Source organism: Legionella lytica, from assembly GCF_044626755.1.
GTDB classification, from domain to species: domain Bacteria; phylum Pseudomonadota; class Gammaproteobacteria; order Legionellales; family Legionellaceae; genus Legionella; species Legionella lytica_A.
In genome coordinates, this window is sequence record NZ_JBGORX010000001.1 from 799,264 (window position 1) to 821,828 (window position 22,565).

Genomic DNA, 22,565 nt, shown 5'->3' on the forward strand with positions numbered 1-22,565 from the left:
GTAGCCCGTAATACGAGCTACATTCAAAAACTAAAATGTACATGCTCTATCTAACTCTGGAATTGGTGCAATCTGTTTAGATATGCTTTTGGTAAAATACCCAAAATGACCATAACACAGTGCAGAAAAAGATGCTCTATTCTTTTCAATATCCACGCGTGGTACTGGCTCTACAGGGCAATAACCCTGAAAAACCGCCAAACGTTCATCACTGCCCATTTTATGTTTTTTTAACCAATGCTTATATTCGCGTCCAAAACTAACATCATTCTCTTCAACTCTTGAATCGGCAAGTACCTTTTGCAGTAAGATTTTGTTTCTGTCATCAAGCTTTTGAACCCCTTGAAAATAAAGACAGATATTTTGGTTCATCTTATGCAACAGTTTCCCTAATGCATTAGTTGCCTGTATATATTCTTTAGATGTTTTATTGGTGCAAGTTTTACATATTTCAATATATTTTTGTAAGGTGTGACAATCCTCTTCTGCGGCCAGTTTTGTTTTAACAGATAAGGAGGTTGGGGAACCATTTAAAAGTAGCCTTTCTACTTTATCTTTTTCTCGAACCGGATCATAAGCCCCTGTAAAGCCATGAATAGAAAAAGATTGCTCAATTTGGGTCTCAAGGTTGCAGAGCTTTCCTTGTAAGATAGACATTGAAGCAGGTTTATCGCTCACATTTTGATGTGCGGGGGTCATTGGATGCTTTTCTCTATATTCGGAAGCAGTTAATCCCTTTAACCCATTACATTGTAATGCGCTTATTTGTGTTATTTTAATGTCACGGTTTGAAATAAAAGACACTACTGATTTTACCACTTCATCGGATAAATCATTAACACCGGCCGCACCATGAGTATTAAGCACGATATGACATTCGTCATAACCTCTGAATTGTATGGTACGTAAAGGTTCTAACATTTCATCAACATTCAAATACCTTTTTTGTGCTACAACCGGAATATCAATAACGGTGTCATTATGAAAGACTGCTCTGACGGTTTGGCTATCCTGATTAACTTCATTATTCCATAGCAATGTTTGTTCATTTTTTGTATAATCGGAGTACGACGTATAGATGTTAATACAGAGCATTTTCATTGTTCACCACGCAAGTTTAGTTACTTCTATCATCGATACTACTGTATGGATCATTAAGGAATCCTTAACAGTAAGTATTTTTTTATAAGAGGTTATTGATGTATACGATACTTATAAGTAGTTTATATCCTAATTCATTGATCGATCAGGAAATATTTAATGAAGAAGTTGAACTTGATCGCCAAACAGTTAAAGCGTTATTTAGCGAATGTATCGAATTAAACGTGCCCGCAGGCTCTTTAAATCGCACTAAGCTTACGCAGCAGAAAGCAGAACTAAGTAAATTAATGCGTCTATTAAAAGAGATTAATGAAAGCGAAGTAACGATTGTACTGAATACCCATGGCGTGCCAGGTAAATACGATATAGATACGTCCTTTATTACGGCGTTAGTACAACAACTTTCTGCAGAGCACATAAAAATTAATACCCTCTATGCTCTTATGTGTGACGGATTTACTAAACGAAAAGCCACTGATGATACTGCGCGGTATAGAACCAGTATATCTGAAGGAGCATCTCCTAAACCTTCTTCAATGGCCATTTTACGTACAAAGCTAAATAATCTTGAAACTAAAATTGAACAGTTTTTTCCAATTAAAGGATTTTCATCCCCCTATACCCCAAATCAGGCGAACAGCATGATTATAAAATTTCTTCGAAACGAGAATGTAGGAGAAACAATTTATGCACATACTAAAGAGCAAAAGGGAGAAGACTTTCGTTATTTACTCAATTGTATTATCTTATGCCGCAATGCACCGGCCCCCAACAATCCCGCATACATAAAAGCATCCAATGCTTTAGGAATACTGCTTCATGAGATAAGACAGCATATTAATAAATACCTTAATGGGATTGATGAAGGCTTATATAAAGGCGCTATTCCTTTATTTAAAGAAGTGGTTAGCTTTGCAAAACTGAGCACTGATAATCTCACAGCGATACACTTTGAACATCAATATAAACGTTGGATAAAAGAATATAAACTAACCAGTACCAAACGGTTAGATATTCTGGAAGGTTATTGTTATTATGAGAAGCAAATCCAAGAGGTAAAAACAACATACTCCGCGATGGATGATCGAATCACATTTTTTGCAGGAAAGATCTCTCTAAGCGACGAACCTACATCGGGTATTGAGGCTGAGCAATATGAAGCTAAGGACAAGCGCGCTAAAATGTAAGGATAAACTACGATTGATATTTAATTGGCATAATATTGGTTATCTTTGCTTGAGCATTTTCAACTATTCGCTCAGCAAAGAAGGTAGTGTCTTTAGTAAATAAAACACTTGTTGAACAACGTGTCCCATACTGGCGACTGGGTATGTTAACAAAGATTGAACTGAGCGCCCGTTCAAACTCTAAAGGCACTCCAGTTTGAGGTAATAAATGTTCAGGGGCAAAGTGATGATTCTCCAGAATGGGAAATAAAAGGGCATTGATTTCTTCTGGAGTTTGCGCGCATATCAGCTGAGGAACCAGGTTATGAAACAGTTCTTTAGCTCTTAAGACCTTATACCAAGGCGTATCTAATAAATGATTGCTCAAACCATAGAGACCAGGACTAAGTTTTTTTATTTTATTTTCCCTGTTCGAAAAATAAAACATGTCCCGCATGTTGCCTACTAATAAATTGAACCCATTATAACTGTCGGCATAGGGGATTAGCTCCAGCACATAATCTTGAGGGGATTCAATGGCATTTTCTAATAAGAAATTTTTAGCTAAAAGTCCGCGTGATAAACATTCAGCATTATAATGACGAGGCTCTCTGTAATTAGTGATTAATGAAAAACGTCCCTGTTGATTTACCCCAAGCCAAGTTCCGCCACTAACTAGATCTTTACCGGCAAAAACCCCAGGCGCATCATCCCAATAATGAGCTGGGGCCGTTGCTCTATTAAAAAACTCATCCCGGTTCGACAAAATAATTAATGGATAAAGAGGGTGTTGTTCAATCGCTATTAATGCAAGACACATGGTGCGCTCAACAAGGTGAATTATCTTTACTTAACTGTATAGTATATACTGAATTCAATAAAACTTTGCACGGGTGCTACAAATGGATATTCACTCTCTTATCGAAAAGCAACGAGCATTTGCAGCCGCAGGAACCGCTAAAGATATTAATTTTCGCAAACAACAACTGCATAAGTTAAAACGCATTATTAAAGAAAATGAACCTCTTCTTTATGAAGCAATTCATAAAGATATAAAAAAATCGAAATTTGAAACTTATCTCACCGAATTAGCATTGATTTATCAAGAAATTGATGACGCCATTAAACGAGTTAGCAAATGGGCAAAACCTAAAAAAGTAAAAACTGATCTGGCGAACCAGCCTGGAAAAAGTTTTATAATTCCTGAGCCTTATGGTACTACCTTAATTATTGGTGCTTGGAATTATCCTTATCAACTGACCTTTGCCCCCTTAGTTGCAGCTATCGCCGCAGGTAATACCAGTATTATTAAGCCAAGTGAGCTTCCCCCGAATACTTCCGCGGCAATAGCGCAGATTATTAATCAACATTTTGATCCGGCGTATCTTTATGTGGCGGAAGGAGACACGGAGATAACGCAGACCTTATTGTCGCATCGCTTTGATAAATTATTTTTTACCGGCAGTACTACCGTAGGGCGAATTGTGGCCAAAGCGGCGGCAGAACATTTGACTCCCATAACCTTAGAACTAGGAGGAAAGAGTCCCTGTTTTGTTTTTGCTGATGCGGATCTAGATCGCTCAGCCCAACGTATTACTTGGGGGAAGTTTTTAAATGCAGGGCAGACCTGTATTGCTCCTGATTACCTTTTAGTTGAAGAGTCAGTTTATCAGCCATTCCTTGACGCGCTAAAAAAACAAATCGAGCAGATTCTCGGTTTAAATCCTCTTGAAAGCGAAAACTATGTGCGCATCATTAACCAGAAGCATGTAGAGCGTTTAAAAAAACTGATTAACCCTCAAAAATTATTCACGGGGGGACAGGTTATTGAAGAGGAAAACTATATTGCGCCAACAGTTTTAAAAGACATCAGTTTTTCAGATGAAGTTATGAATGAAGAAATTTTTGGACCTATCTTGCCGGTGATTCCTTTTACTGATTTATCTGCTGTTCTCCAGGAAATAAAAGCTCGTCCTCGCCCTTTATCACTTTATGTATTTGGTAAAGATTCGGCGATACAGCAACGTATTTTACGCGATGTTTCTTTTGGTGGTGGCTGTATTAATGATGTCCTAATGCATATTACTGGCTCTCAGCTTCCGTTTGGCGGCGTTGGTGAAAGTGGTATGGGAAATTATCATGGTGAGGCGGGATTTAAGACATTTAGTCATTTCAAAAGCATTTTGAAAAAACCATTTTGGTTTGAGGCACCTATAAAATATCCGCCTTATACAAGTCTTAAGTTGAAGATTATTAAGGCTTTATTCGGGTAAACATTGTGGCGTGACCAGGAGATCCAGTGACCAAGCCACATCCATGGATCTCTGGGTCAAAGCCGCGGCATTCGGAAGGTGTTTTTAGCGGGGAGTTAAATTTTTTTCCAAATCCGCTCTGTCCAAGGGAAAATCAACTGTCCATGCTACTTTGGGTGTAGGTAATACGGTCTGAGTGCAATAACGCCCTAAATCATCCGCCGAAATATGATGAATATCAAACTCTTGTTCTAATAAGCGTTTTCCTTCTTCAAAGTCATTGATTTCAATTTGTGAATATTGCCCATTCTCTTGTTTGGAAAACTTTAATATGTCTGATTGGGCATCCCAAAATAACGATTTACGTCCTTGCTCGGTAATCATGCCAACCACTGTTTTATTATCACGAATATTCAGGGGCATCGGGTGAAGTTGTAACTTAAGCATGTTAAATGCCGCAGTTTCAGAACTTATAGGGGCTAAATCAGATTGTGTTTGATGGAACCAACCCTGACGAGTCTTTTTACCCAGTACATAGACATTATCTATTCGAGAAACGCGAAACTCTTCACCATCTTGAAACATAGGTTCTTCCGTTTCGGTTATGGGGACTGGGTAACGAGGTGATGAGGAACCTAAACCAGGATCCAGCAAAAAACGATTTTCATCTAAGTGAACATCTAAAATCAAATGCGTACGCGGAAATGCCAACATCTCCGGTGCATTTACTGCGGCACCTAAAAGCGCATGAGCTGCACATAAATTAACTATATATCCTATTTGGGATAAAGCATCAGCAAGTAAAGCTGCCGTTTGAAAGCAAAAACCTCCATGTCGCTCTTCAGAAAGCAAGGAAGGATAGTTAAAAAAAGAAATAGGTGTTCGTTGAACCGGATGGAATTGAGCAATCTGACGAAGTTCCAGGTTAGAGTAAGGGAAGGTTTTAACATGGGCAAAATAAATGTCATTTAATAGTTTCAGACGATCAACCGGAGATAAATCAACCAAAAGGGTGGGAACTGTTAGCCCTATTTTTTGGAGGTAGTGCTCTAAATTAATTTTTGTCATGGTTCATCCTTTATCCAATATTAATAGTTCTGCAACGTTCTTAGATATTTATAAATGCTCTAAGGGCAAGGCTGTTGTTTCACAAATAGTTCTTAAAATAAAACTAGAGTGCACACTACTAACACAATTAATACGCGTTAATTGCTCGAGCAAAAAAGCTTGATAAGCATTTAAATCGGGCACGATAACTTTTAACAAATAATCAGCTGACTGTCCTGTTATCAAATAACATTGTATCACCTCAGGGATAAAGCGAATATGTTCCTCAAATTGGGCCATCACAGCGGGCTGATGACTGTTTAGCCCTACTAAAATAATCACGGTAAGGTTTAATTCTAGTTTTTCAGGCTCGAGTAGAGCAACTTGTTTTTTAATATAGCCATGATCCATGAGTAGATTAACACGGCGAAGGCAAGAGGAGGGCGATAAGGACACGCGCTCAGCGAGGTCCTGATTGCTCATCTGACAATCGGTTTGTAGGATTTCGAGGATCTTTTTATCAGTTCGGTCTAATGTCATTTTATTTTAATAAGTATCATAGTTATTTTTCATGTTAGCATTTTATTTTAAATTTTCTCAAAAAAATAAAATTTTAATTCAAATTAAATCATTTTATGTTAATTTTTGGAAAAAAATTTCAATCCAAATGCGATAAAATGTCTATTGCTCACAGAGTGGGCAAGATGTGTTTTAGGTTGCTTTATTTTGAGGATGCTTATGTCTGTTTCACGCGTGGTCGCCTGGTTTGTTTGGATTATCGTTTCGATTTTTTATGCCTATCAATATATATTAAGAGTGATGCCAAGTATCATGCTTAATGATATTACCTCTCAGTTTCATATTAATGCGACAGAGTTTGGCCAATTCTCTGGTGTTTATTATCTGGGCTATTCCCTGCTGCATTTACCTATAGGGATTATGTTGGATCGTTTTGGGCCACGTAAAGTAATGACCGGTTGTATCTTATTGACGGTCATCGGGCTATTGCCGATTATTTGTGCTGAAAATTGGGCTTATCCATTAATTGGCAGGGCGCTCATTGGTGTTGGCTCTTCAGCGGCAATCTTAGGTGTTTTTAAAATAATTCGCATGACATTTAATGAACGTCTTTTCCCACGAATGTTAAGTTTATCCGTGATGATAGGGCTTCTTGGTGCTATTTATGGTGGCGGGCCTGTAAGTTATTTGTGCCAATGGTTGGGCTACCAACAAGTAGTTGAGATCTTTATTGGAATGGGTCTGGTTTTGGCTTTAATTACTTGGTTTATTGTACCCGATACGAAGCCTGTGCAACACGAGTCAGTTCGAGCCAACATCAAAACGATTTTTACTAACAGTAAAATCATGATGATGTGCTTTTTTGCAGGCTTAATGCTTGGCCCACTTGAAGGATTTTCTGATGTCTGGGGACCGGTTTTCTTAAAAGAGGCCTATCAATTAAATAGTGCTACCGCCACCTACTTGCCTTCAATGATTTATTTAGGTATGTGTTTTGGTGCACCCGTATTAAGTTTTATTGCCGAAAAAACGGGGTATTACTTAGGAACTATTATTGCTTCCGGCCTTATCATGTGCTTAATCTTTGCCTTATTAATTACAGGCATTTTAGCAGTACCCAGTATTACCGTAAGTTTTGCATTAGTAGGGGTTTGTTGTGCTTATCAGATTTTAGCTATCTATAAAATATCGACTTATGTACCCGAAGATCTGGCAGGTCTGGCCACGGCAATTGCGAATATGATCATTATGATTTTTGGTTATGCCTTCCACTCTACAATTGGTTTTGTTATTAATGCTTATGGCGGGGTTAATGATCCGCAAGCTTTTGTTTATGGGATTGGGGTAATTCCTGTAACTCTGGCAGCAGGGGTCATTGGGTTTTTTATTCTGGCTTATCAGGAAAGAACTTATTTGACTGGTGCTAGTGCAACAGCCTAAAATCATTTTCCAGGAGCTAATTGTGTTCTATAGAGAAACGGTTGGCTCCAGCAAACATCTCTTCATTCTCTGACATTGAGAGAACAGAGTAAAGCAAAGCTACGATGCTAACCTCACTGTGGTTTTATAATCACGCGCAAATTGTATCAATGTGCCTAAAATATCTTTTCCCTCTTGAGACAAGCCGCTGTCGGCCGCCATTTCCAGCTGAATTATGGAAATTAACTCTTCCGGGCTTGGATTAACTTGCGCGTTAATTGCTTCAGCAATTTTTATAAATAATGCTTTATCCCCCAGTTTAAATAACACCGCATGCGCTAGGGCCGCTAAACCATCAGCAGATTCGATGTTCATCAGACTGGAGTACAATTGCTTTTGTAAAGGGATTGCATGTTTTAATGTGTGATAGAGATGAAGTAATAAGGATATATTTTTATTGCTTATATTCATCTCCTCCTGGCAAGGGATGTCATGCTGTACATACCAAGATAAAATTTTACTAATAGTTGGGATATGCTTTTGATAAATCGCAAGATGTAGGGTGGAAATAAATCCATTATTCATCCTTGGCTCAACTCCGCGCGCTAATAATAAATCAACTAAATGATAATGTTTTTGACGAATAGCCAAATCAAGCAGGCTAACACCTTGGTGCATTTGTGCGAAATTAGCTCCATGCTCTGCGAGTAAGCGAATCAGAGGAAGCGAGCCATTTTCAATTGTAGTAAGTAAGCAAGATAACTCTCCAGGACGATTAATACGCGTTGAGGCCCCATACTGGAGTAGCAATTGAGCCATTTTAAAATTATTTTGATGGCAGGCAACATAAAGGGGGCTCATTAATGAACTGGGGGCATTTGCCTGAGAACTCAATGCATTCGGATCAGCCCCACCTTCCAATAGTTGTTTCGCCAAAAGCACGTTGTGGGACCAGATTGCCCGATGTAACAACGTGACCCCATATTGATCTTTTTCATGAACCACATCACGGTGCTGAATTAATAAACTGAGTATCTCTCTATGTTCATGACGAATAGCACACATTGCTGGTGTATGATTTGCATAAAGCGGTGCAAACACGGCACCAAAAAAATCCAGCGCCCTTAGGCTCTTATCATTGGAGTGGATTAACTCAGCGGCTTCAGGCTTTCTAAGTAAAGAATCAACCCGCGCATTCTTTTCTAATAAATAACCGACTACCTCTACATGGCCTTTAAGTAAAGCGATAATAATGGGACTCATGCCTGTAGAGGAACAGGCATCGACGTTTGCTCCATGGGCCATTAACAGTTTGACCTTATCTAATTCGCCAAAATTGCTAGCCAAATAAAGAGGAGTAATATTCTCTATGGAACAATATAACGACTCACTGGGTTCTTTGAGTTGTATTTTCTTTTTTACGGGCTGATTCACATCAGCACCATAGGCAATCAGTAGCTTTGCAATGCGTGCGGAAGCATAATGCAACGCTGAAAAACCTAAACCATCTACAGTGTTTACTTCAAGACCACGAGTAAGTAAGTGTTTCACACTGTTCTGGGCATTAGCCACAACAGCTAAGTGCAAAGGAGATAGATGATCAGTGGGATAATCACTAAGCTCTGCAGTCATAATGTGTTGCTCGACGTTTTTTTCATCAATAAATTGACTACAAAGTTGCTCTAGCTCTCCAAAATCAAAAACAAGTTCTTTACTTTGTTTGGGAATTATTATCCCTAATGGGATGTGGGTGCCCTTGGATTCATTCTTATAAACCGTGTTAAGAATATAATCAGATAAAGAGGTAAGATTTGTGAAGGGGGGAGTGGTTTTCAAATGATTCGAATTATAATAAATCCACTCATTTGAGGATACTCGCTGATAAATTGCAAAAATTTGTCGTCCGGTGCTCATTAAAATAGGGATGTTGGCTGGAAGTTTTTGTAGTACTTCAGAGAATCTTTTTTTAGGTAAAACCTGATAAGACTCAAACTCAGAACGAGCTATAACCTCTGCTCCATATGGGGAGCCCAGCTCCAAATATAGGTTTTGTGTAGTTTCTACCAGCTCAATAAACTCCTCTATGATAGGTTCCTTGGGAATTTCTACACTGAGTAAGCAATGCCGCTCTTCAGGGCTAATGTGCAAGGAGGAAACCAATTGTTGAATTTGCTCATGGAAGGTTAGATTCTTAAGTCCAGGAAATTGGATCAAAAGTTCTTTATATTTTTCATTAGCTTGAATCCATTCTTGGGTTTCTTTAAGCCGCAAAACTTGTTCCAATAAATGCTCATCTTCGTTCCACTCATTAATACTGTCGATTAGACTATAAAACTTATTCCATTCTTCGCTTCCAGCAAACTTACAGAACAAAAGTCCTAAGCCCAGACTAAAGCCAGGTATTAATGTGTTGGTTAATTTAATGTGTTGGCCTCGATTGATACGATAAATATTTATCTTATCATCAATTAACCATTCTTTTTCGGATGGGGTCATAACAGCTACATCAAAGTTACCCTTCTTAATTATAGTCAGCATTAGGCCAATATCGAACCCGAAAGAACAAACACTAATCGAAAAATTCATAAATACAACAATAAATCATCATCTATACTAGAAAGTAATATACTCAAGAAAATAGGGCCGACTCGTGCTTGTCCCTTAATTAGGACCTTATACTCCCGGGGAAATTATGATGAATACTACTGAAGTAATTTGGCACAATGTTTTTTTGTACCATTACCCAATTAATTAGAGCGGCCTATATGGAGCTGGCTCGAGATTAAAATAGGCAGTTTCAAAGTTATTTGACCTATTTAACTAGGTAATTGTTTCGCAAAGGTAGGTATCAATGAAAATCAAAATCAGCATTTTTGTAGTCTTCTGCCTAATTTATATCCCTTCATATTCTTTTAACAAAAATAGCTTACCCAATGATGCGGAAATAACGTTAAATAGCCTGTACGAAAAAGATAAGGGGATTACTCAAGGCAAGCAAGCATCCTATATTCCGGAGTTAGCAAAGGTCGACCCTGAATTATTTGCTATTTCGATTATCACTGTGGAGGGACAATCGTTGTCCGTTGGTGATGCAGATGTTTTGTTTTCATTACAATCCATGTCCAAAATTTTTACCTATGCTTTGGCATTGGTGGATAATGGTGAGGACATTATTTTTAATAACGTAGGTCTTGAAGCAACAGGAGAACCCTTTAATTCAATACGCTCTTTGGAGCAGAATACTCCTCATAATCCCTTTGTTAATGTCGGCGCTATACAAACCACCAGTTACATCAAGGGAGATGACTCCACTCAAAAGTGGAATCGTCTTTTATCGTTTATTGGTAGCTTAAGTGATGGGAAACCCTTTTTAAGCCAGAAAATTTATGAATCTGAATCGCAGACCAATAGCCGCAATCATGCAATAGCTCAATTACTAAAATCCCGTGACATGCTTATTGGTGAACCGGATGAGGTTTTAGATAGATACACTAAGGCTTGCTCGATTATGGTAAATACCAAGCAACTAGCTTTAATGGGAGCAACTTTGGCCAATCATGGTGTTAATCCAATCACGAAACAACAAGTAATTGCTCCAGAGTTGGTTCGTGATGTGCTGTCTGAAATGGTGATCAATGGGATTTATGAAAAAAGTGGCTCTTGGTTTGTTACTATTGGCATTCCATCAAAGAGTGGGGTCAGTGGTGGGATTCTTGCGATTATACCCAATAAAATGGCGATCGCGGTTTACTCTCCTCGTCTTGATAAGGCGGGTACCAGTGTTCGTGGCCAGGCCGTTCTTAAGGCTCTTTCTCGTAAGTGGAAATTGCATTTAATGGATCAGCGTTAAGTGCTCACATTTTGTGACCATCTCTGAGGGTTAAGTCGCGGTAATTAGAGGTAGAGAATAAAATGAGGCAAGCTAGTGCTTACATCCCTAAAACCATAGCCTCCTGCTCTTCATTTTGTTGAGCCATAACAACAGATTTTGATTCCATACGAAGCGTTAAATTTTCAAGTTTTTTCACAACTTCAGGTTCTAACTCTAAATCATGGTGTCGAGTTGGAACTCCTGTAACATTCAGCATACTTGCCATTTTAGCAAGTGAACTTTGCATTACAGTCTTCGGCAATTTCTGTTCTAAGGCATACATCGCATCCGCAATAGCAGGAATAGTCGGATTGGGGCCTTTTTCCTCCAACCACCAGCCTAAATCACTCATGGCCTCACGAACATAATCCCCTGCCTGTGAATGATCTTTCAGTGCGTAAGTTAAAATCGTCATCAATGCGGTTTGAGGAGCAGTATAATCAATAGGTAACTCTTTTCTAGCATAAGACCACAGACCTAAGAAACTCCCTTGCAATTTCTCATGGTATTTTTCTCTAAATAAGTGGCATAACTTTTCCGCTGTTTGCTCCTTGGGTGCTGAAACATCATACATCGCCAAGCCTTTTTTATCTTGGACAAATCGGTCCATCAATAAGGCATGCATCGTGGCGCTAGGGTGTACATCATCCCAAAACATATGTTTGCAACCAGGAGAGGTTCTTTCAGTTGTGATTTGGAAATCTTTTGAAAAAACGTAGGCTTCTTTAAGTTTACTTTGATCAAAATACTCAGCATATTTTGATTGCTCCCCGTTACTAAGAACATCTTGGTAAATCTCGCTAAAAACTGAATTAATATCAAAAAGTTGTATTGTACAGTTAGGATGCCTGACTTTTAACTCATTGTATTTTAATTTAAGCTGGCTATTAAAATATTCGGATACTTTATGTGCATTCGCACGCTCTTCCTCAGAACGATTTTGAAAACGAGGCGTTAACGATAAGTCTGGTGCGTTACAAACAACGACATGACTGTACCCATTGGCTAGTAAACGCTCAAGATTATCCATGCTTGCTTTCACCGCCAAATCAGCAGCAGCCTCCATCGGCTTTGAATTAGCAGTAATTAAGTCATTAGCTCCAGAAAACAAGGTCACCAAGGTTTTGTCTTTCTGTTCCTGAGTAATCTCACGCTTTTCGTTATTTTCCAAGAATTGAGTAATTTGCTCCGGTAAATTGGAAACGATTAATCGGGTAAAAAATAGTTTGATTGCCGTAAACGGTGACAAAATAGAAAGGAATTTGCTTGAGCCTCTGTAGTTATGAGATGTAGCACCACCTTGGCTATTGTTTTCCAGAAACACTTGGCCATTAAAATGAGCTTTACGACCATTATCCAGCGAATAGCTCTCTTGTATGTAACGGTTATAACTCGGGTCTGAAATAAATTTGTCGGCTACGTTATCACTTGAATCTTGGAGTTCAAAATTTAGGGGCTCTTGATCGGCATTTGTATCGTGGGCAAGAATAGCATCCACGTTATCGAGAAAATGCCCTTTCTTTGGCTTCCTTGCAACTTGAGCAACTAAAAGCTGTTCTTCTTCCGCCTCTTGTTCTCTTTTCTTACGCTTTACTAGAACCGACTGCTCAGAAACCTCATCCCACGTAAATTTTTTACGGTCTACAAGTGTCTGGGAAATTACATCATCACTAATGTCTGCATTATCCAGATTATGTCTACTAAACCCATGAGGCGAATCTTTTTTTATTTGTGTATCATTAGCAAATTTACTGACTAATCTTGCTTTTAGTGCATCAGCCCAGGTGTAGCCATTAGTAAATCGCTCAGTAGGGGATTTATCTAAATCAAGCATTTTTAACCATAACCATTTTGCCCAGGAGCCTAAGAATGAAGCTTTTTCACCCATATTTTTACCGTCAGAAAGACTATCACCAAAAATTACAAAGTAATTTATTTCTGGTTTTTTCTTGGCATCAACACGGGAGTTTTCATATGGCTTTTTCGGGTTTGTCATAGTCAAAACCTGCGCACAGTGGTCTATAACTGGGTATTTTATCTGAAAATTATTAAGGTTTTATTAGGCTGGAATAGGGCTCTCTATAATAGCTATAGCGCTTATTAGCTATACTTTATCAAAAATCAGTCAGGGGAAAATCTTCCCCAAAGCTCGATGCCAGACCCCTTGCCCCGATGACAAGCTATGGGGCATGGATAGGTGTGGGGCGATGCCTATATCTTTGGTGAATCAGGTATCTCTTGGGAAAGACTCGCTCTATCAATTACATCCCCTTCACTTACCGAGGTACTTGCAATGGCCGTCGCACTAATTTTTTGTCGGTAAGCATCCAGATAGGTAGAATAATTATGAGCGACTTCTTCTAATTGCTCATCTTGCCTGATGTCTTTTTCTAATAAGGCAGAGAGCAAAATGGTTCTAAAAGAATGTAGGTCGTGGGGGGAGTGTTCTCCATGAGCAAGAAATCCTATTATCTTCGCAGCGCGTGCTTCAGGATCAGTCAATCGATTGATTTCTTTAATAAATCCTTCTGCGGTGACTAAGCCAGTAGCGTTATGTGTACTGAAAAAGTAACTCCCCACAAAGGTTCTATAATGAGCTAAGACCGTGCCAAATGGATGAGCATCTTGTAGTAATAGTTTATATTTGGCACGTTCTTCTTCTGTTTGGTAATCCTCTGGTTTAACAGGAATTAATTTCATAGGGAGATGACGTGCTTGAGCGATCGCATCCACTTTTTGAAGGCAACTCATGTCATCATCAGCATAAATCAATGTTCCTAACTCTTCATCACTCATATGCGCTAGGAAATAACGAAAGGCTTCTTCCTTTTGGAATCCAGCCATTTCATCTCCCTTAGGTTTCATGGCGACCGCCTCATAGGGCTTGCTTGAATAATCGTGCCAACGCTGTTGATAAACTTGATGCTCTTCTTTCTTTTTCGTTGCATAAGCGGCGGTATAAAGATCTTTATATGCAGCACCCGGTCCCTTGCCATAAGCAATGTCAGCAACAGTAAGAACAGCTTTTACCTTAATGCCCTGGAGTTGTAGCTCATCAATAAGGATTTTACGCGTCATACGCTCCTTATCGTTTTGCTGAGATCTAATATTTGGGTCTGAATCAGACAAATCCATATTTGTTAAAAAGTAAACTTCTTTGACCCCGCTCGCCTTAAGCTCGTCAACGAGTGCTTGATTAAGCTCGCGGTAACGCGTACCGTCATCGTTAAAATGCAGCATTCGTAATGTTAGATCTACATCCAAGAGTACTGTAAGAGGCATAGTGAATTTCCTTTGGGTTTATATTTAAACAATACAACATGATTAAATATTTTTCAAAGATAATGCCGAACTGTAAAATAACGCAACTAATCCCCAATATACTGACAATAAAAGTTTTTATTGAGCAATGCTTTGTTTGTATGTATTATCTCGCGCAAAATGACTTTAATTTAAATAAATGGGGCTAGAATGGGACAACTTGCAAATAACGCGCTGCGTACAAAAAATATGATCCAGCTATTAAATGGTATGGGCATAAGCCTCGAAGGCACTGAAGTATCTTGTTATGATGACTTGTTTATCTTCAAATCAGATGCGCTTCAACGTAGTGAACAGTTATCCGAAAATTTACGTTCTTTATTAGCCGATAACTCATCCATAAAACCCGGGTACAGGCAGTTTTCTTTAGAAGAGTTACTGACTAATGAAATAGCAATGAGCACAGGAGCCGATCAGAAAAAAACAAAAACAAATAAACTATCCTGCTCTATGGTATTGCAGGTTTTAATCGACGATGGCTTAAAATATACGCTTGATGAAGAAAAAGAACATATTGAATTTGAGCTTCCAGAGTCAGCATACGCCACTTTTTTCAACATGCTCCAATATAAACATCTGAGCATTGTAAATAATAAGCTACGATTTAATATTAAAGAATTCCTTAAATCCTATCCTGATGAGCTCATTGCGATTAATAGTGAGTCACCATTACTTCTTATTAATGCAAGTTCCTTTGAAAGTAAAAAAGTATTTTATGCTCAAAAAACTTTAGAGACGGGTGAACTTGAAATCAAACCTTATTTCTTCGTTCCGTATGCATCCTCTCCTCCAGAATATACTTTTATTTTAGATACGAGTGGTAGCATGGGTTTTGAAGGCTCCCTCTCTACATTAAAACAAAGTGTAATTAAACTTTCAGAAGCTCTTTTTCATTTTCAACCCCAGGCACAGATCTCTATTATTGAATTTAATACGGAACCTAGAACCATTGGTACCTATTCGAATAAGCGCTTATCTCTATTGAAAGGAGCTATTAATAGTTTATCCGCAATGGGTTCAACCTGCCTTTATGAAGTCAGTAGAAAGCAACTGGAATTACTGACCAAGTCAACAAAACATCATAACGTTTTATTATTTACTGATGGCCAGGATGACTCTAAGTATGAACTTTCTGGACCACAATTAGAGAGTTTAATTCAGGAAGTAGATGAAGGTTCGGACTTAGTTAAGGCACGAAACAAATTTTTCGTTATTAGTTATGGTACAGGACAACCCCAAATAATAGAGGACCTGACCAAATTATTTGATTCATTAGTAATAAACTCCAAAAGTGCTGATTTCGAAAAGGCCTTAACGGATGCGAAGAAAATGCAAGAATGGGCAGCACTACGAGAATTATTTACTTGCCATCTCAGTGTTGATGACCAAACAACTGAATACGTTCAGGCCTATGACATGTCCGGTCAGTTTGTTGCACTGAATTCTCAACTAAGCACAGATGGAAAAGTTTATTTAAAGATTACCGATGGAAATGGTAAGGTAATCCTTGATGATCAGCGCTCGCTACTTAAAGAAGAACCCGTGCAGAAGAACTCTTCTCTACCAGCAGTTAAAAGCGGCTTTTTTAGTGGCAATGCAAAACCAAATGCTCCAGTAGTGCTTACTGCCAGCTCAAGCTTAGGATTGTAATAAAGCAGATACCCGTATTAGATTAAGTCATAATACGGGTATTCGAGTCACAACCCTCTAATTAAAACATGGGCGAGTGGCTATGTGAGTGGGTGTGAGTGGAATTATGACCATGCTGTACTACATGCACATGCGGATAACTATGTACATGTGGGTTAGGTAAAGGGTATCCCTGTCCCGCATTGGGGTATTGATGACCTGGATGACCATGCTGGCCAGTATGTTGTTGACTTGGATGTCCATGTTGTCCGGTATGTCCATGGTTAAAAAAACCATTAGGATGACCTGATACGGTGATTTCCTTTGGCATAAATTAATCCTTAATTTAAATTTTTGATAAAACCCAGAACAATCTGGGGCTTTTAATATAACATTGCTCAATTAGGTCAGTAAATAATAGACCGCAACCCCAACTTCACTTAGAAGTAAAGTCATTGTTGCCATAACCATCGCGGGGAAAAAGTATCGTTTCCAACTTTTCTTTTTATTGGCACTACCTTTTACAGCAAGATCATTGGTATAGGTTAACCGAAAGCTGAGAATATCAATAATCGAATCAAGAATAGATTCGTAACATTGGTTGTATTCTAAATGGCGTAATTTGCTCAGTAATATGCATAAAACAACTGTAGGGACACTGGTAGTAACCGTTAAAGAGCAGGGGCGGTTTTTAATGACTCGCATCTCTCCAATTGATTGACCAGTGGTTAGGCTGCCAATTAAATATTGATTCGTACCTGTGGATTTATAAAGATCAACCCCGCCAGAGATTACAATATATAAGTAATCACTGTGTTTTCCTTCTTCAAGTAAGGTTTCATTTTTAGAATAAGCTGCGCGCTGCGATAAGCTCAGAAAAGTATTAAAATTTTTGTCAGAGAGTCCTTTTAATAATTCGCAGGCTCTTAAAAGATTGTGTTCTGCTTCAGAAAAATGATCCATGATGTTCTTCTTATCCATTTAATGCGGTTTAGCTGTTCTATAGTTATTTTAGCAGAGTATGGATAAATAGTTTTTAACCAAATTACCATGGCTAAGCTTATGATAATTGGATATAAGTGTTGCCCAAAGACATACGCTATTGTATAAACCTGGTTACATAGTTACGTAAGAGAAATAAGCTCAACGCTCCAAAAGCACTGGCACCCAAAATAAGTACAGGCTCTAAAGCACAGCCGATGATGGTAGCTAACAGAGAAACGAGGGGGAGGACCAGCAATTGAAATCCAATTTTCCAATATTGATGATCCGCGAGGCACTGTATAAATTCAGTTTGCAGAAAACTACTCAGTGCTAACAAAAACAAAATCCAGTAAAGTGTCGCAAAACTAATCACCCATCCATAAACAAGCGTCTTAAACCAGTTACGTATATGCCAATCTGGAAGTTCGATGATTAAATAGCCATAGTGATAGCCTAAATAGTAGGATGCTACAGCACCTGAAATTAAGCCTATTATAATACTTAAAAAGGTAGAGCTTGGTTCATAAACCCGAATAAACTCGCCCAATACGGAAATCAAAGTACCCGAAAGAAACCATAAACCTGTAAGTTGATGTTTTGTTAGCTTCATGCGTACCTCTCTTATCTATTTCATACACTGTTCCAAACGTTTTTTTACCTCAACTAATCCCAATTCCCGTAAGAGACGCATGTTATTTTCAGAAATAACGTCGGTGTCCCCATAATAGGCAATAGCCTGATCAAGCATTTCTTCTCTTAGAAGATGCAGCATGGGATATGGGGAGCGATTGGTATAATTGGTGACATCATCTGCGTTCACGCCTAGAAAACAATAAGCAGGGTGAAAGGTTGCTATTTGATAGATGCCTTCATATCCTGATTTAATTAATAAATCATTTGCTAAATCAACGAAATCTAAATATTCAAAAAAGTCACTGAGAATGTGGGGGTAAATAAGCACGGTGGTACCCGTTGTCGGGTTTGTCTGTAAGAATTCCACTTCCATCATGAAATCAGCGAGCGCATCCTCAATGACCGTAGCCGAGCTGGCTTCAATGCGGGCGGCATCATTATTCATTTCACGTTTTGCGAAGGGGCACAAATTGAGTCCAATAACCATGGATTGAATCCACTCAACAGTCTGCTTGATATACATTTTTTTCTTGCTCAACTAATTAAGAATAATGCATAGTGTATCATATTGTGCAGGAAGGGCGTGAAAGGCTTATCGCCTTTCACTTGGAAGACTAGCGAACAGGAGAGATTCGTGAAACTTCTACGGTCAATAGTTTAAAATAATCGTAAGACATATAAAATTCACCAGCGTCTCCGACAAAACGACCCCATGAATTACGTATCTTCAGTAATCCTTGATGTCTTTGCCCATTATTATCAATCGCTACAGCATTGTCGTCATAGCCCGTAATAATCATTTCATGGCCTGCGTGAATACTATTCAAGCCTGCGATTATTTCTGGAGTTACAACCCACGTGTCTGGGAACTGAGTGGCTTTATGTTTCGCTACTGCCCCAGCTAAACCGAGTTCGGTACGAGGTAAGAGCACACCAAAAACTAATCGCTCACCTATATTTAATGCTTGTTTTACTTCATTTAACGTAAGCGCCGGATTGTTTTCCTGTAAAACATTAAACCAGTTTACTCGAGTGCCATAAACTAATTCGCGCATCACTGCATATTGTGCTGGAGCCATAGTTAACTCAGAATTATGAGGCAAATACGTAGGATATTGTTTGTAACCGCCGCAACCTATAGTGCGTTCTTTTTGTTTATTAACAATTCCATATTGTTGAATCTGACTCAATACTTGCTCTGCATCGCTGCCATCCCAGCCGCTGGAACCATGGCCTAACTTTTCTAAGTAATTTCCTAATTGTAAATTACATACTTGACTGATGTAATCACCTTTAGCCAAGGCCGCATCAAGAGCACCTGTTACCGCAAACGTAACACAAGTTCCATGAATCCCTTGATCCAAGACAGGCACATTGCTCATACCTAATTGAACACTAGCAGGAAATGCTGATATATCTGCTTTTAACGTGGTTGTCGGATGAACTAAAGCTTGTGCTTGGGTAACTAAATTATTTTTTGCTTGTTCAGAAAGTTCAACGCGTAATAATTGGACTATTTTTTCATTAGCATCTTTATTAACGCCATGCTTCGCGATAGGAGTTGTACTAGATTGTTTTAATGTTTGTTTTATTGAACCGACAACAGTAACATCCCCAGCAAAAACAGGGCCCATCATTGATAATACAAGAATAGAGGCCAGCATTAATGTGCATGTCATTAGTTTAAACTGCATAATAACCCTTATGTCTAAAAAATAAGCTGACGCATTATTGATCAGTCTGGTTCTTTTTGTCAACGCCTAAGACGAATGGGGCTAGGTTTTCCTGCTTCTTTTGACCAGGAGCTCATAATTCCTAAGGTGATTAAAAGCTGGGCGCTGTAGTATAAAAACATAACAAACAGGGTGACGTTCTTGACTCCGCCAAATTGCCCTAATGCTAAAATGCAATCTGAAAATAAAAACAAAGTGGCGCCACTTCCGATTAATAGCACGTGCTGGTGTACTTGGAAGGAGCAAAGTAACATGGTGCCAATTAAACCGATGTAAACCGTTACAGGAATTTTCATATCGCCTAAATGAGGCCATATGTAGCTAAAAAATGCGAGTATCAGGAGTAATATCGGTAAAAAAGCAATTATTCTTCTCTCCTGGAAATGTCCCTTCTTTAAAAATAAGCAAATGTAGGAACAGTGCGTTACCATAAATGCCAGTATTCCCAGGGATAAGGCTTCAGAACCAGGAAAGGTTAGGCTAATGTCGCCTAGAGCAGAGAAACCTAAAGCGAATATTAAAAAAATTTTTTCCAAGTGTCGTTTGGGCTGAATATGCGTGGTGAGAAGCATCAGTAGGATGATAGGGATTGGTTTAAGTAGCGTGGTCCACGGGTAGTGAATAAATGGGAGTAACAGCAAGTAAAGCACCATGAAAATCAAAGTAAGTGCTAAGTTTATTTTAAAATATCGTCCTGACATAAAACCTCATTTAATCTAATATCCAAAATTACCTGCTATTGCGAATGGAGTGATGCAATACAGGATACAGTGCCGCTACCTATAGGTTGCCTCGTCACTACGTTCCTCACCGTTCTATTCTTAATTTTTAAACTAAAACATTATTTGTTAATTAGTATAACTTTTTTGTTTATTTAAATAAAATATGATTTAATTACCTCCTTTATGACTCATAAAGAACCCAATTATGAAAAAATTAATCGTATTACTATGCCTAATGTGTTTTCTAACTGTTAGTCATGCGAGCAAACTGAGTAAATTTTTTAAAGATCTGGATAAAGAAGATCGCGCTCGTCAAGAACGTGAATGGCAAAAAGATATGAATTTTGGTGATTTTTCATTTCGTTTAGATAAGCGATACATTGATGACCGTGGTCAGCATTGCCGTGATTATAAATTTAGAGCACGTAGCAATCCCTACCGTCATGGTTATTACACTGTTTGTGAAGAGCACTAACCTTGAAAGACCAGGGCAAGTTGGTATTCGTGATCGACATGCCCTAAACTAGCTAGGCAAAGAGAACAATAAGGATTAAAAGGAGTATTAATTTATGATGTTTAAAACGGAAATTGATCATACAAAATTACATAATAAACAAGTAATTAGTGAAGCCATTAACAGTTTAGAAATCATTAATTACGAAACCGTTTCAGAGGTAATACCAAGATTACTTACAGAAGGTAAACTGGCATTTAATACTTCTGCTTATAAACCTGAGAATCTTACTCTGGATATGGGGATTGCCAGACATCTTATCTATGAGCATAACGATCCTGATGATCCTTTTTCCATATGGGTATTTGTCTTATTACGCACACAAAAAACCTCCATTCATGATCACAAATACAAGGGAACCGTAACTGTTCTTGAAGGACCTGTGACAGAGAAATTTTATTTGCCCACCGGAGAAAATACAGCCGCCTTCAGTAAATCTATTGAGCGAGAACAATTTAATACCAATTCAGATGATTTAAGGAGCACTTTTGTTCATCAGCTTAAATGTAGAAAAACATCAAGCACGGGGATTAGTATGACCCTACATATTTATAATATGAGAGCGTATCAGTGCCTCGATATTGAAAATAGAAATTTAAATGTAATTTATATTAAAGATAAAACGAAACAGGCCACCTATGAATCTACGGATGAGAAGAATAGCAATCAAATTGAAAATAGCTCTTCTTCATTGTCATTGTAAGTGCCTTAGTCGCCAGGACAAATTATCCTGGCACAGGGAAACTCCCAAGTAAAATAGGTTTTAATTTCATTTGATAAATGAGGAATCCGTCTTAGGGAGGACCGATTTTTTCTCAGCATAAATCTTGGTTATTTCAGCACCAATAAAGAAAATTTGTGCCGAATAATGAACCCAGAGCAACAGAACAATAATGGAACTTGTAGCGCCAAATACAGAATCAAGCGGCGATTTGTTCAAATAAAGACCAATGAGAATTATTCCCAAATTAAACATTAAAGATGTAATTAGAGCGCCACCCCAGATATCATCCCATTGAAGCGCCACATCAGGTAAATTTTTAAACATGAGCGCAAATAAGAGGGTCACTAATAAAAATGAACCCAGGTAACTAGCGATTAGCTCCAAATAAATATTTACGCCCATAAAATGAGTCATATGGCTACTTAAAATAGCCAAAAAAGCGCTCACCGCTAAAGATGCAAACAATAATAACGCAGAAATGAATACCATTGAAAACGAAAAAAAACGTTGTTTAAGAGTATCAAGCAAAGCTTTATTCGGAGTAGGGTGCACGCCCCAGATTATATTTAATCCTTCTTGAATTGCGCTAAATGCACGTGAAGCACTTAATAACAAAAGGAAGATGCCGAAAATCCGCGCGATTAAGGCCGTAGACGGCTGATTAACATTTTGAATCATGTCTTGGACCTGGAGGGCCGCCTGTTCTCCTAAAAAGGAGTCGAGCTTGCCAAATATTTGCCCACGGGCTGCCTCTTCACCAAATAAAGTTCCGGTTATTGAAATACAGATTAATAAAAGGGGGGCTAATGAAAATAAAGTATAATAAGCCAGGGCTGCAGCAAGGCTGGAGATTCGATCTTTTCGCCAGCTTTTCAAAACTTCATTGATTATGCTGAATTTTAAAATGATAATAATTTTCATCTACGTTAC

Annotated in this window: 21 protein-coding genes; 7 read left to right on the forward strand and 14 right to left on the reverse strand. The window is 38.4% G+C overall.

Annotation, left to right across the window (positions count from 1 at the left end; all coding sequences use genetic code 11):
- Window positions 1-30: 30 nt before the first annotated feature.
- A complete protein-coding gene (locus tag ACD661_RS03355) occupies window positions 31-1,101 on the reverse strand; it encodes a hypothetical protein (RefSeq protein ID WP_400186296.1) in 1,071 nt (356 codons plus the stop codon).
- A 98-nt stretch (window positions 1,102-1,199) separates the two neighbouring features.
- On the opposite strand from ACD661_RS03355, the gene ACD661_RS03360 reads away from it, so the two are divergent.
- On the forward strand, window positions 1,200-2,288 hold the full coding sequence (locus ACD661_RS03360; RefSeq protein WP_400186297.1) for a hypothetical protein: 1,089 nt from the start codon (window positions 1,200-1,202) through the stop codon (window positions 2,286-2,288).
- A 7-nt stretch (window positions 2,289-2,295) separates the two neighbouring features.
- Here ACD661_RS03360 and ACD661_RS03365 read toward each other — a convergent pair whose 3' ends face one another.
- Window positions 2,296-3,087 (reverse strand): NRDE family protein, encoded by a 792-nt coding sequence (locus ACD661_RS03365; protein ID WP_400186299.1) that lies wholly within the window; start codon window positions 3,085-3,087, stop codon window positions 2,296-2,298.
- An 82-nt stretch (window positions 3,088-3,169) separates the two neighbouring features.
- Here ACD661_RS03365 and ACD661_RS03370 point away from each other — a divergent pair, with 82 nt between their 5' ends.
- Window positions 3,170-4,540: an aldehyde dehydrogenase gene (locus ACD661_RS03370; RefSeq protein WP_400186300.1), complete on the forward strand. Its 1,371-nt coding sequence runs from the start codon at window positions 3,170-3,172 to the stop codon at window positions 4,538-4,540.
- 84 nt (window positions 4,541-4,624) lie between these two features.
- Here the strand turns inward: ACD661_RS03370 and ACD661_RS03375 are convergent, their stop codons facing one another.
- Together ACD661_RS03375 and ACD661_RS03380 are read right to left on the reverse strand one after the other, a co-directional pair.
- Complete coding sequence (locus ACD661_RS03375; RefSeq protein ID WP_400186302.1) at window positions 4,625-5,587, reverse strand: arylamine N-acetyltransferase; 963 nt, start codon at window positions 5,585-5,587, stop codon at window positions 4,625-4,627.
- A 48-nt stretch (window positions 5,588-5,635) separates the two neighbouring features.
- Window positions 5,636-6,106, reverse strand: coding sequence for an Lrp/AsnC family transcriptional regulator (locus tag ACD661_RS03380; protein WP_400186303.1), 471 nt, complete (start codon window positions 6,104-6,106; stop codon window positions 5,636-5,638).
- A gap of 198 nt (window positions 6,107-6,304) precedes the next feature.
- On the opposite strand from ACD661_RS03380, the gene ACD661_RS03385 reads away from it, so the two are divergent.
- A complete protein-coding gene (locus ACD661_RS03385) occupies window positions 6,305-7,525 on the forward strand; it encodes an MFS transporter (protein WP_400186305.1) in 1,221 nt (406 codons plus the stop codon).
- Between the two features lie 99 nt (window positions 7,526-7,624).
- Here ACD661_RS03385 and ACD661_RS03390 read toward each other — a convergent pair whose 3' ends face one another.
- Window positions 7,625-10,000 carry an ankyrin repeat domain-containing protein gene (locus ACD661_RS03390; protein WP_400186306.1) on the reverse strand — a complete coding sequence of 792 codons (2,376 nt, stop codon included), beginning with the start codon at window positions 9,998-10,000 and terminating at the stop codon, window positions 7,625-7,627.
- 355 nt (window positions 10,001-10,355) lie between these two features.
- Here ACD661_RS03390 and glsA point away from each other — a divergent pair, with 355 nt between their 5' ends.
- A complete protein-coding gene (glsA, locus tag ACD661_RS03395; protein WP_400186307.1) occupies window positions 10,356-11,354 on the forward strand; it encodes a glutaminase A in 999 nt (332 codons plus the stop codon).
- A gap of 79 nt (window positions 11,355-11,433) precedes the next feature.
- Here glsA and ACD661_RS03400 read toward each other — a convergent pair whose 3' ends face one another.
- Together ACD661_RS03400 and ACD661_RS03405 are read right to left on the reverse strand one after the other, a co-directional pair.
- Window positions 11,434-13,371: an SGNH/GDSL hydrolase family protein gene (locus ACD661_RS03400; RefSeq protein WP_400186309.1), complete on the reverse strand. Its 1,938-nt coding sequence runs from the start codon at window positions 13,369-13,371 to the stop codon at window positions 11,434-11,436.
- Window positions 13,372-13,586: 215 nt separating this feature from the next.
- Window positions 13,587-14,657: a hypothetical protein gene (locus ACD661_RS03405; RefSeq protein ID WP_400186311.1), complete on the reverse strand. Its 1,071-nt coding sequence runs from the start codon at window positions 14,655-14,657 to the stop codon at window positions 13,587-13,589.
- A gap of 189 nt (window positions 14,658-14,846) precedes the next feature.
- On the opposite strand from ACD661_RS03405, the gene ACD661_RS03410 reads away from it, so the two are divergent.
- Window positions 14,847-16,346, forward strand: a complete 1,500-nt coding sequence (locus tag ACD661_RS03410) for a VWA domain-containing protein (RefSeq protein WP_400186312.1) — start codon at window positions 14,847-14,849, stop codon at window positions 16,344-16,346.
- A 61-nt stretch (window positions 16,347-16,407) separates the two neighbouring features.
- Here ACD661_RS03410 and ACD661_RS03415 read toward each other — a convergent pair whose 3' ends face one another.
- From ACD661_RS03415 to ACD661_RS03440, 6 genes are all read right to left on the reverse strand, one after another.
- Window positions 16,408-16,656 (reverse strand): hypothetical protein, encoded by a 249-nt coding sequence (locus ACD661_RS03415; protein WP_400186313.1) that lies wholly within the window; start codon window positions 16,654-16,656, stop codon window positions 16,408-16,410.
- Between the two features lie 71 nt (window positions 16,657-16,727).
- Window positions 16,728-17,288 carry a cyclic nucleotide-binding domain-containing protein gene (locus tag ACD661_RS03420; RefSeq protein ID WP_400186314.1) on the reverse strand — a complete coding sequence of 187 codons (561 nt, stop codon included), beginning with the start codon at window positions 17,286-17,288 and terminating at the stop codon, window positions 16,728-16,730.
- Between the two features lie 136 nt (window positions 17,289-17,424).
- Window positions 17,425-17,919, reverse strand: coding sequence for a hypothetical protein (locus tag ACD661_RS03425; RefSeq protein ID WP_400186315.1), 495 nt, complete (start codon window positions 17,917-17,919; stop codon window positions 17,425-17,427).
- Between the two features lie 15 nt (window positions 17,920-17,934).
- The gene (locus tag ACD661_RS03430) at window positions 17,935-18,465 is read right to left on the reverse strand and encodes a DUF1415 domain-containing protein (RefSeq protein WP_400186317.1); all 531 of its coding nucleotides are present in this window, start codon (window positions 18,463-18,465) and stop codon (window positions 17,935-17,937) included.
- Between the two features lie 91 nt (window positions 18,466-18,556).
- Entirely contained in the window at window positions 18,557-19,636 is a 1,080-nt protein-coding gene (locus ACD661_RS03435; protein ID WP_400186318.1) for a C1 family peptidase, read from the reverse strand.
- Window positions 19,637-19,695: 59 nt separating this feature from the next.
- The gene (locus ACD661_RS03440; RefSeq protein WP_400186319.1) at window positions 19,696-20,376 is read right to left on the reverse strand and encodes a lysoplasmalogenase; all 681 of its coding nucleotides are present in this window, start codon (window positions 20,374-20,376) and stop codon (window positions 19,696-19,698) included.
- 226 nt (window positions 20,377-20,602) lie between these two features.
- Between ACD661_RS03440 and ACD661_RS03445 the strand changes: the two genes are divergently transcribed.
- Window positions 20,603-20,872 (forward strand): hypothetical protein, encoded by a 270-nt coding sequence (locus ACD661_RS03445; protein ID WP_400186321.1) that lies wholly within the window; start codon window positions 20,603-20,605, stop codon window positions 20,870-20,872.
- 94 nt (window positions 20,873-20,966) lie between these two features.
- A complete protein-coding gene (locus ACD661_RS03450; protein ID WP_400186323.1) occupies window positions 20,967-21,614 on the forward strand; it encodes a cupin domain-containing protein in 648 nt (215 codons plus the stop codon).
- Between the two features lie 66 nt (window positions 21,615-21,680).
- Here ACD661_RS03450 and ACD661_RS03455 read toward each other — a convergent pair whose 3' ends face one another.
- Window positions 21,681-22,556: a YihY/virulence factor BrkB family protein gene (locus tag ACD661_RS03455; RefSeq protein ID WP_400186324.1), complete on the reverse strand. Its 876-nt coding sequence runs from the start codon at window positions 22,554-22,556 to the stop codon at window positions 21,681-21,683.
- Window positions 22,557-22,565: the final 9 nt, after the last annotated feature.

Excerpts from the sequence above, each read along its gene's own strand:
- ACD661_RS03425 (WP_400186315.1), bottom strand. The coding sequence starts at position 17,919 with ATGAAGCTAACAAAACATCAACTTACAGGTTTATGGTTTCTTTCGGGT.
- ACD661_RS03415 (WP_400186313.1), bottom strand. The coding sequence starts at position 16,656 with ATGCCAAAGGAAATCACCGTATCAGGTCATCCTAATGGTTTTTTTAAC.
- ACD661_RS03400 (WP_400186309.1), bottom strand. The coding sequence starts at position 13,371 with ATGACAAACCCGAAAAAGCCATATGAAAACTCCCGTGTTGATGCCAAG.
- ACD661_RS03440 (WP_400186319.1), bottom strand. The coding sequence starts at position 20,376 with ATGTCAGGACGATATTTTAAAATAAACTTAGCACTTACTTTGATTTTC.
- ACD661_RS03390 (WP_400186306.1), bottom strand. The coding sequence starts at position 10,000 with ATGACCCCATCCGAAAAAGAATGGTTAATTGATGATAAGATAAATATT.
- ACD661_RS03420 (WP_400186314.1), bottom strand. The coding sequence starts at position 17,288 with ATGGATCATTTTTCTGAAGCAGAACACAATCTTTTAAGAGCCTGCGAA.
- ACD661_RS03405 (WP_400186311.1), bottom strand. The coding sequence starts at position 14,657 with ATGCCTCTTACAGTACTCTTGGATGTAGATCTAACATTACGAATGCTG.
- ACD661_RS03380 (WP_400186303.1), bottom strand. The coding sequence starts at position 6,106 with ATGACATTAGACCGAACTGATAAAAAGATCCTCGAAATCCTACAAACC.
- ACD661_RS03445 (WP_400186321.1), top strand. The coding sequence starts at position 20,603 with ATGAAAAAATTAATCGTATTACTATGCCTAATGTGTTTTCTAACTGTT.
- glsA (WP_400186307.1), top strand. The coding sequence starts at position 10,356 with ATGAAAATCAAAATCAGCATTTTTGTAGTCTTCTGCCTAATTTATATC.
- ACD661_RS03385 (WP_400186305.1), top strand. The coding sequence starts at position 6,305 with ATGTCTGTTTCACGCGTGGTCGCCTGGTTTGTTTGGATTATCGTTTCG.
- ACD661_RS03435 (WP_400186318.1), bottom strand. The coding sequence starts at position 19,636 with ATGCAGTTTAAACTAATGACATGCACATTAATGCTGGCCTCTATTCTT.
- ACD661_RS03430 (WP_400186317.1), bottom strand. The coding sequence starts at position 18,465 with ATGTATATCAAGCAGACTGTTGAGTGGATTCAATCCATGGTTATTGGA.
- ACD661_RS03365 (WP_400186299.1), bottom strand. The coding sequence starts at position 3,087 with ATGTGTCTTGCATTAATAGCGATTGAACAACACCCTCTTTATCCATTA.
- ACD661_RS03360 (WP_400186297.1), top strand. The coding sequence starts at position 1,200 with ATGTATACGATACTTATAAGTAGTTTATATCCTAATTCATTGATCGAT.
- ACD661_RS03450 (WP_400186323.1), top strand. The coding sequence starts at position 20,967 with ATGATGTTTAAAACGGAAATTGATCATACAAAATTACATAATAAACAA.
- ACD661_RS03410 (WP_400186312.1), top strand. The coding sequence starts at position 14,847 with ATGGGACAACTTGCAAATAACGCGCTGCGTACAAAAAATATGATCCAG.
- ACD661_RS03375 (WP_400186302.1), bottom strand. The coding sequence starts at position 5,587 with ATGACAAAAATTAATTTAGAGCACTACCTCCAAAAAATAGGGCTAACA.
- ACD661_RS03355 (WP_400186296.1), bottom strand. The coding sequence starts at position 1,101 with ATGAAAATGCTCTGTATTAACATCTATACGTCGTACTCCGATTATACA.
- ACD661_RS03370 (WP_400186300.1), top strand. The coding sequence starts at position 3,170 with ATGGATATTCACTCTCTTATCGAAAAGCAACGAGCATTTGCAGCCGCA.
- ACD661_RS03455 (WP_400186324.1), bottom strand. The coding sequence starts at position 22,556 with ATGAAAATTATTATCATTTTAAAATTCAGCATAATCAATGAAGTTTTG.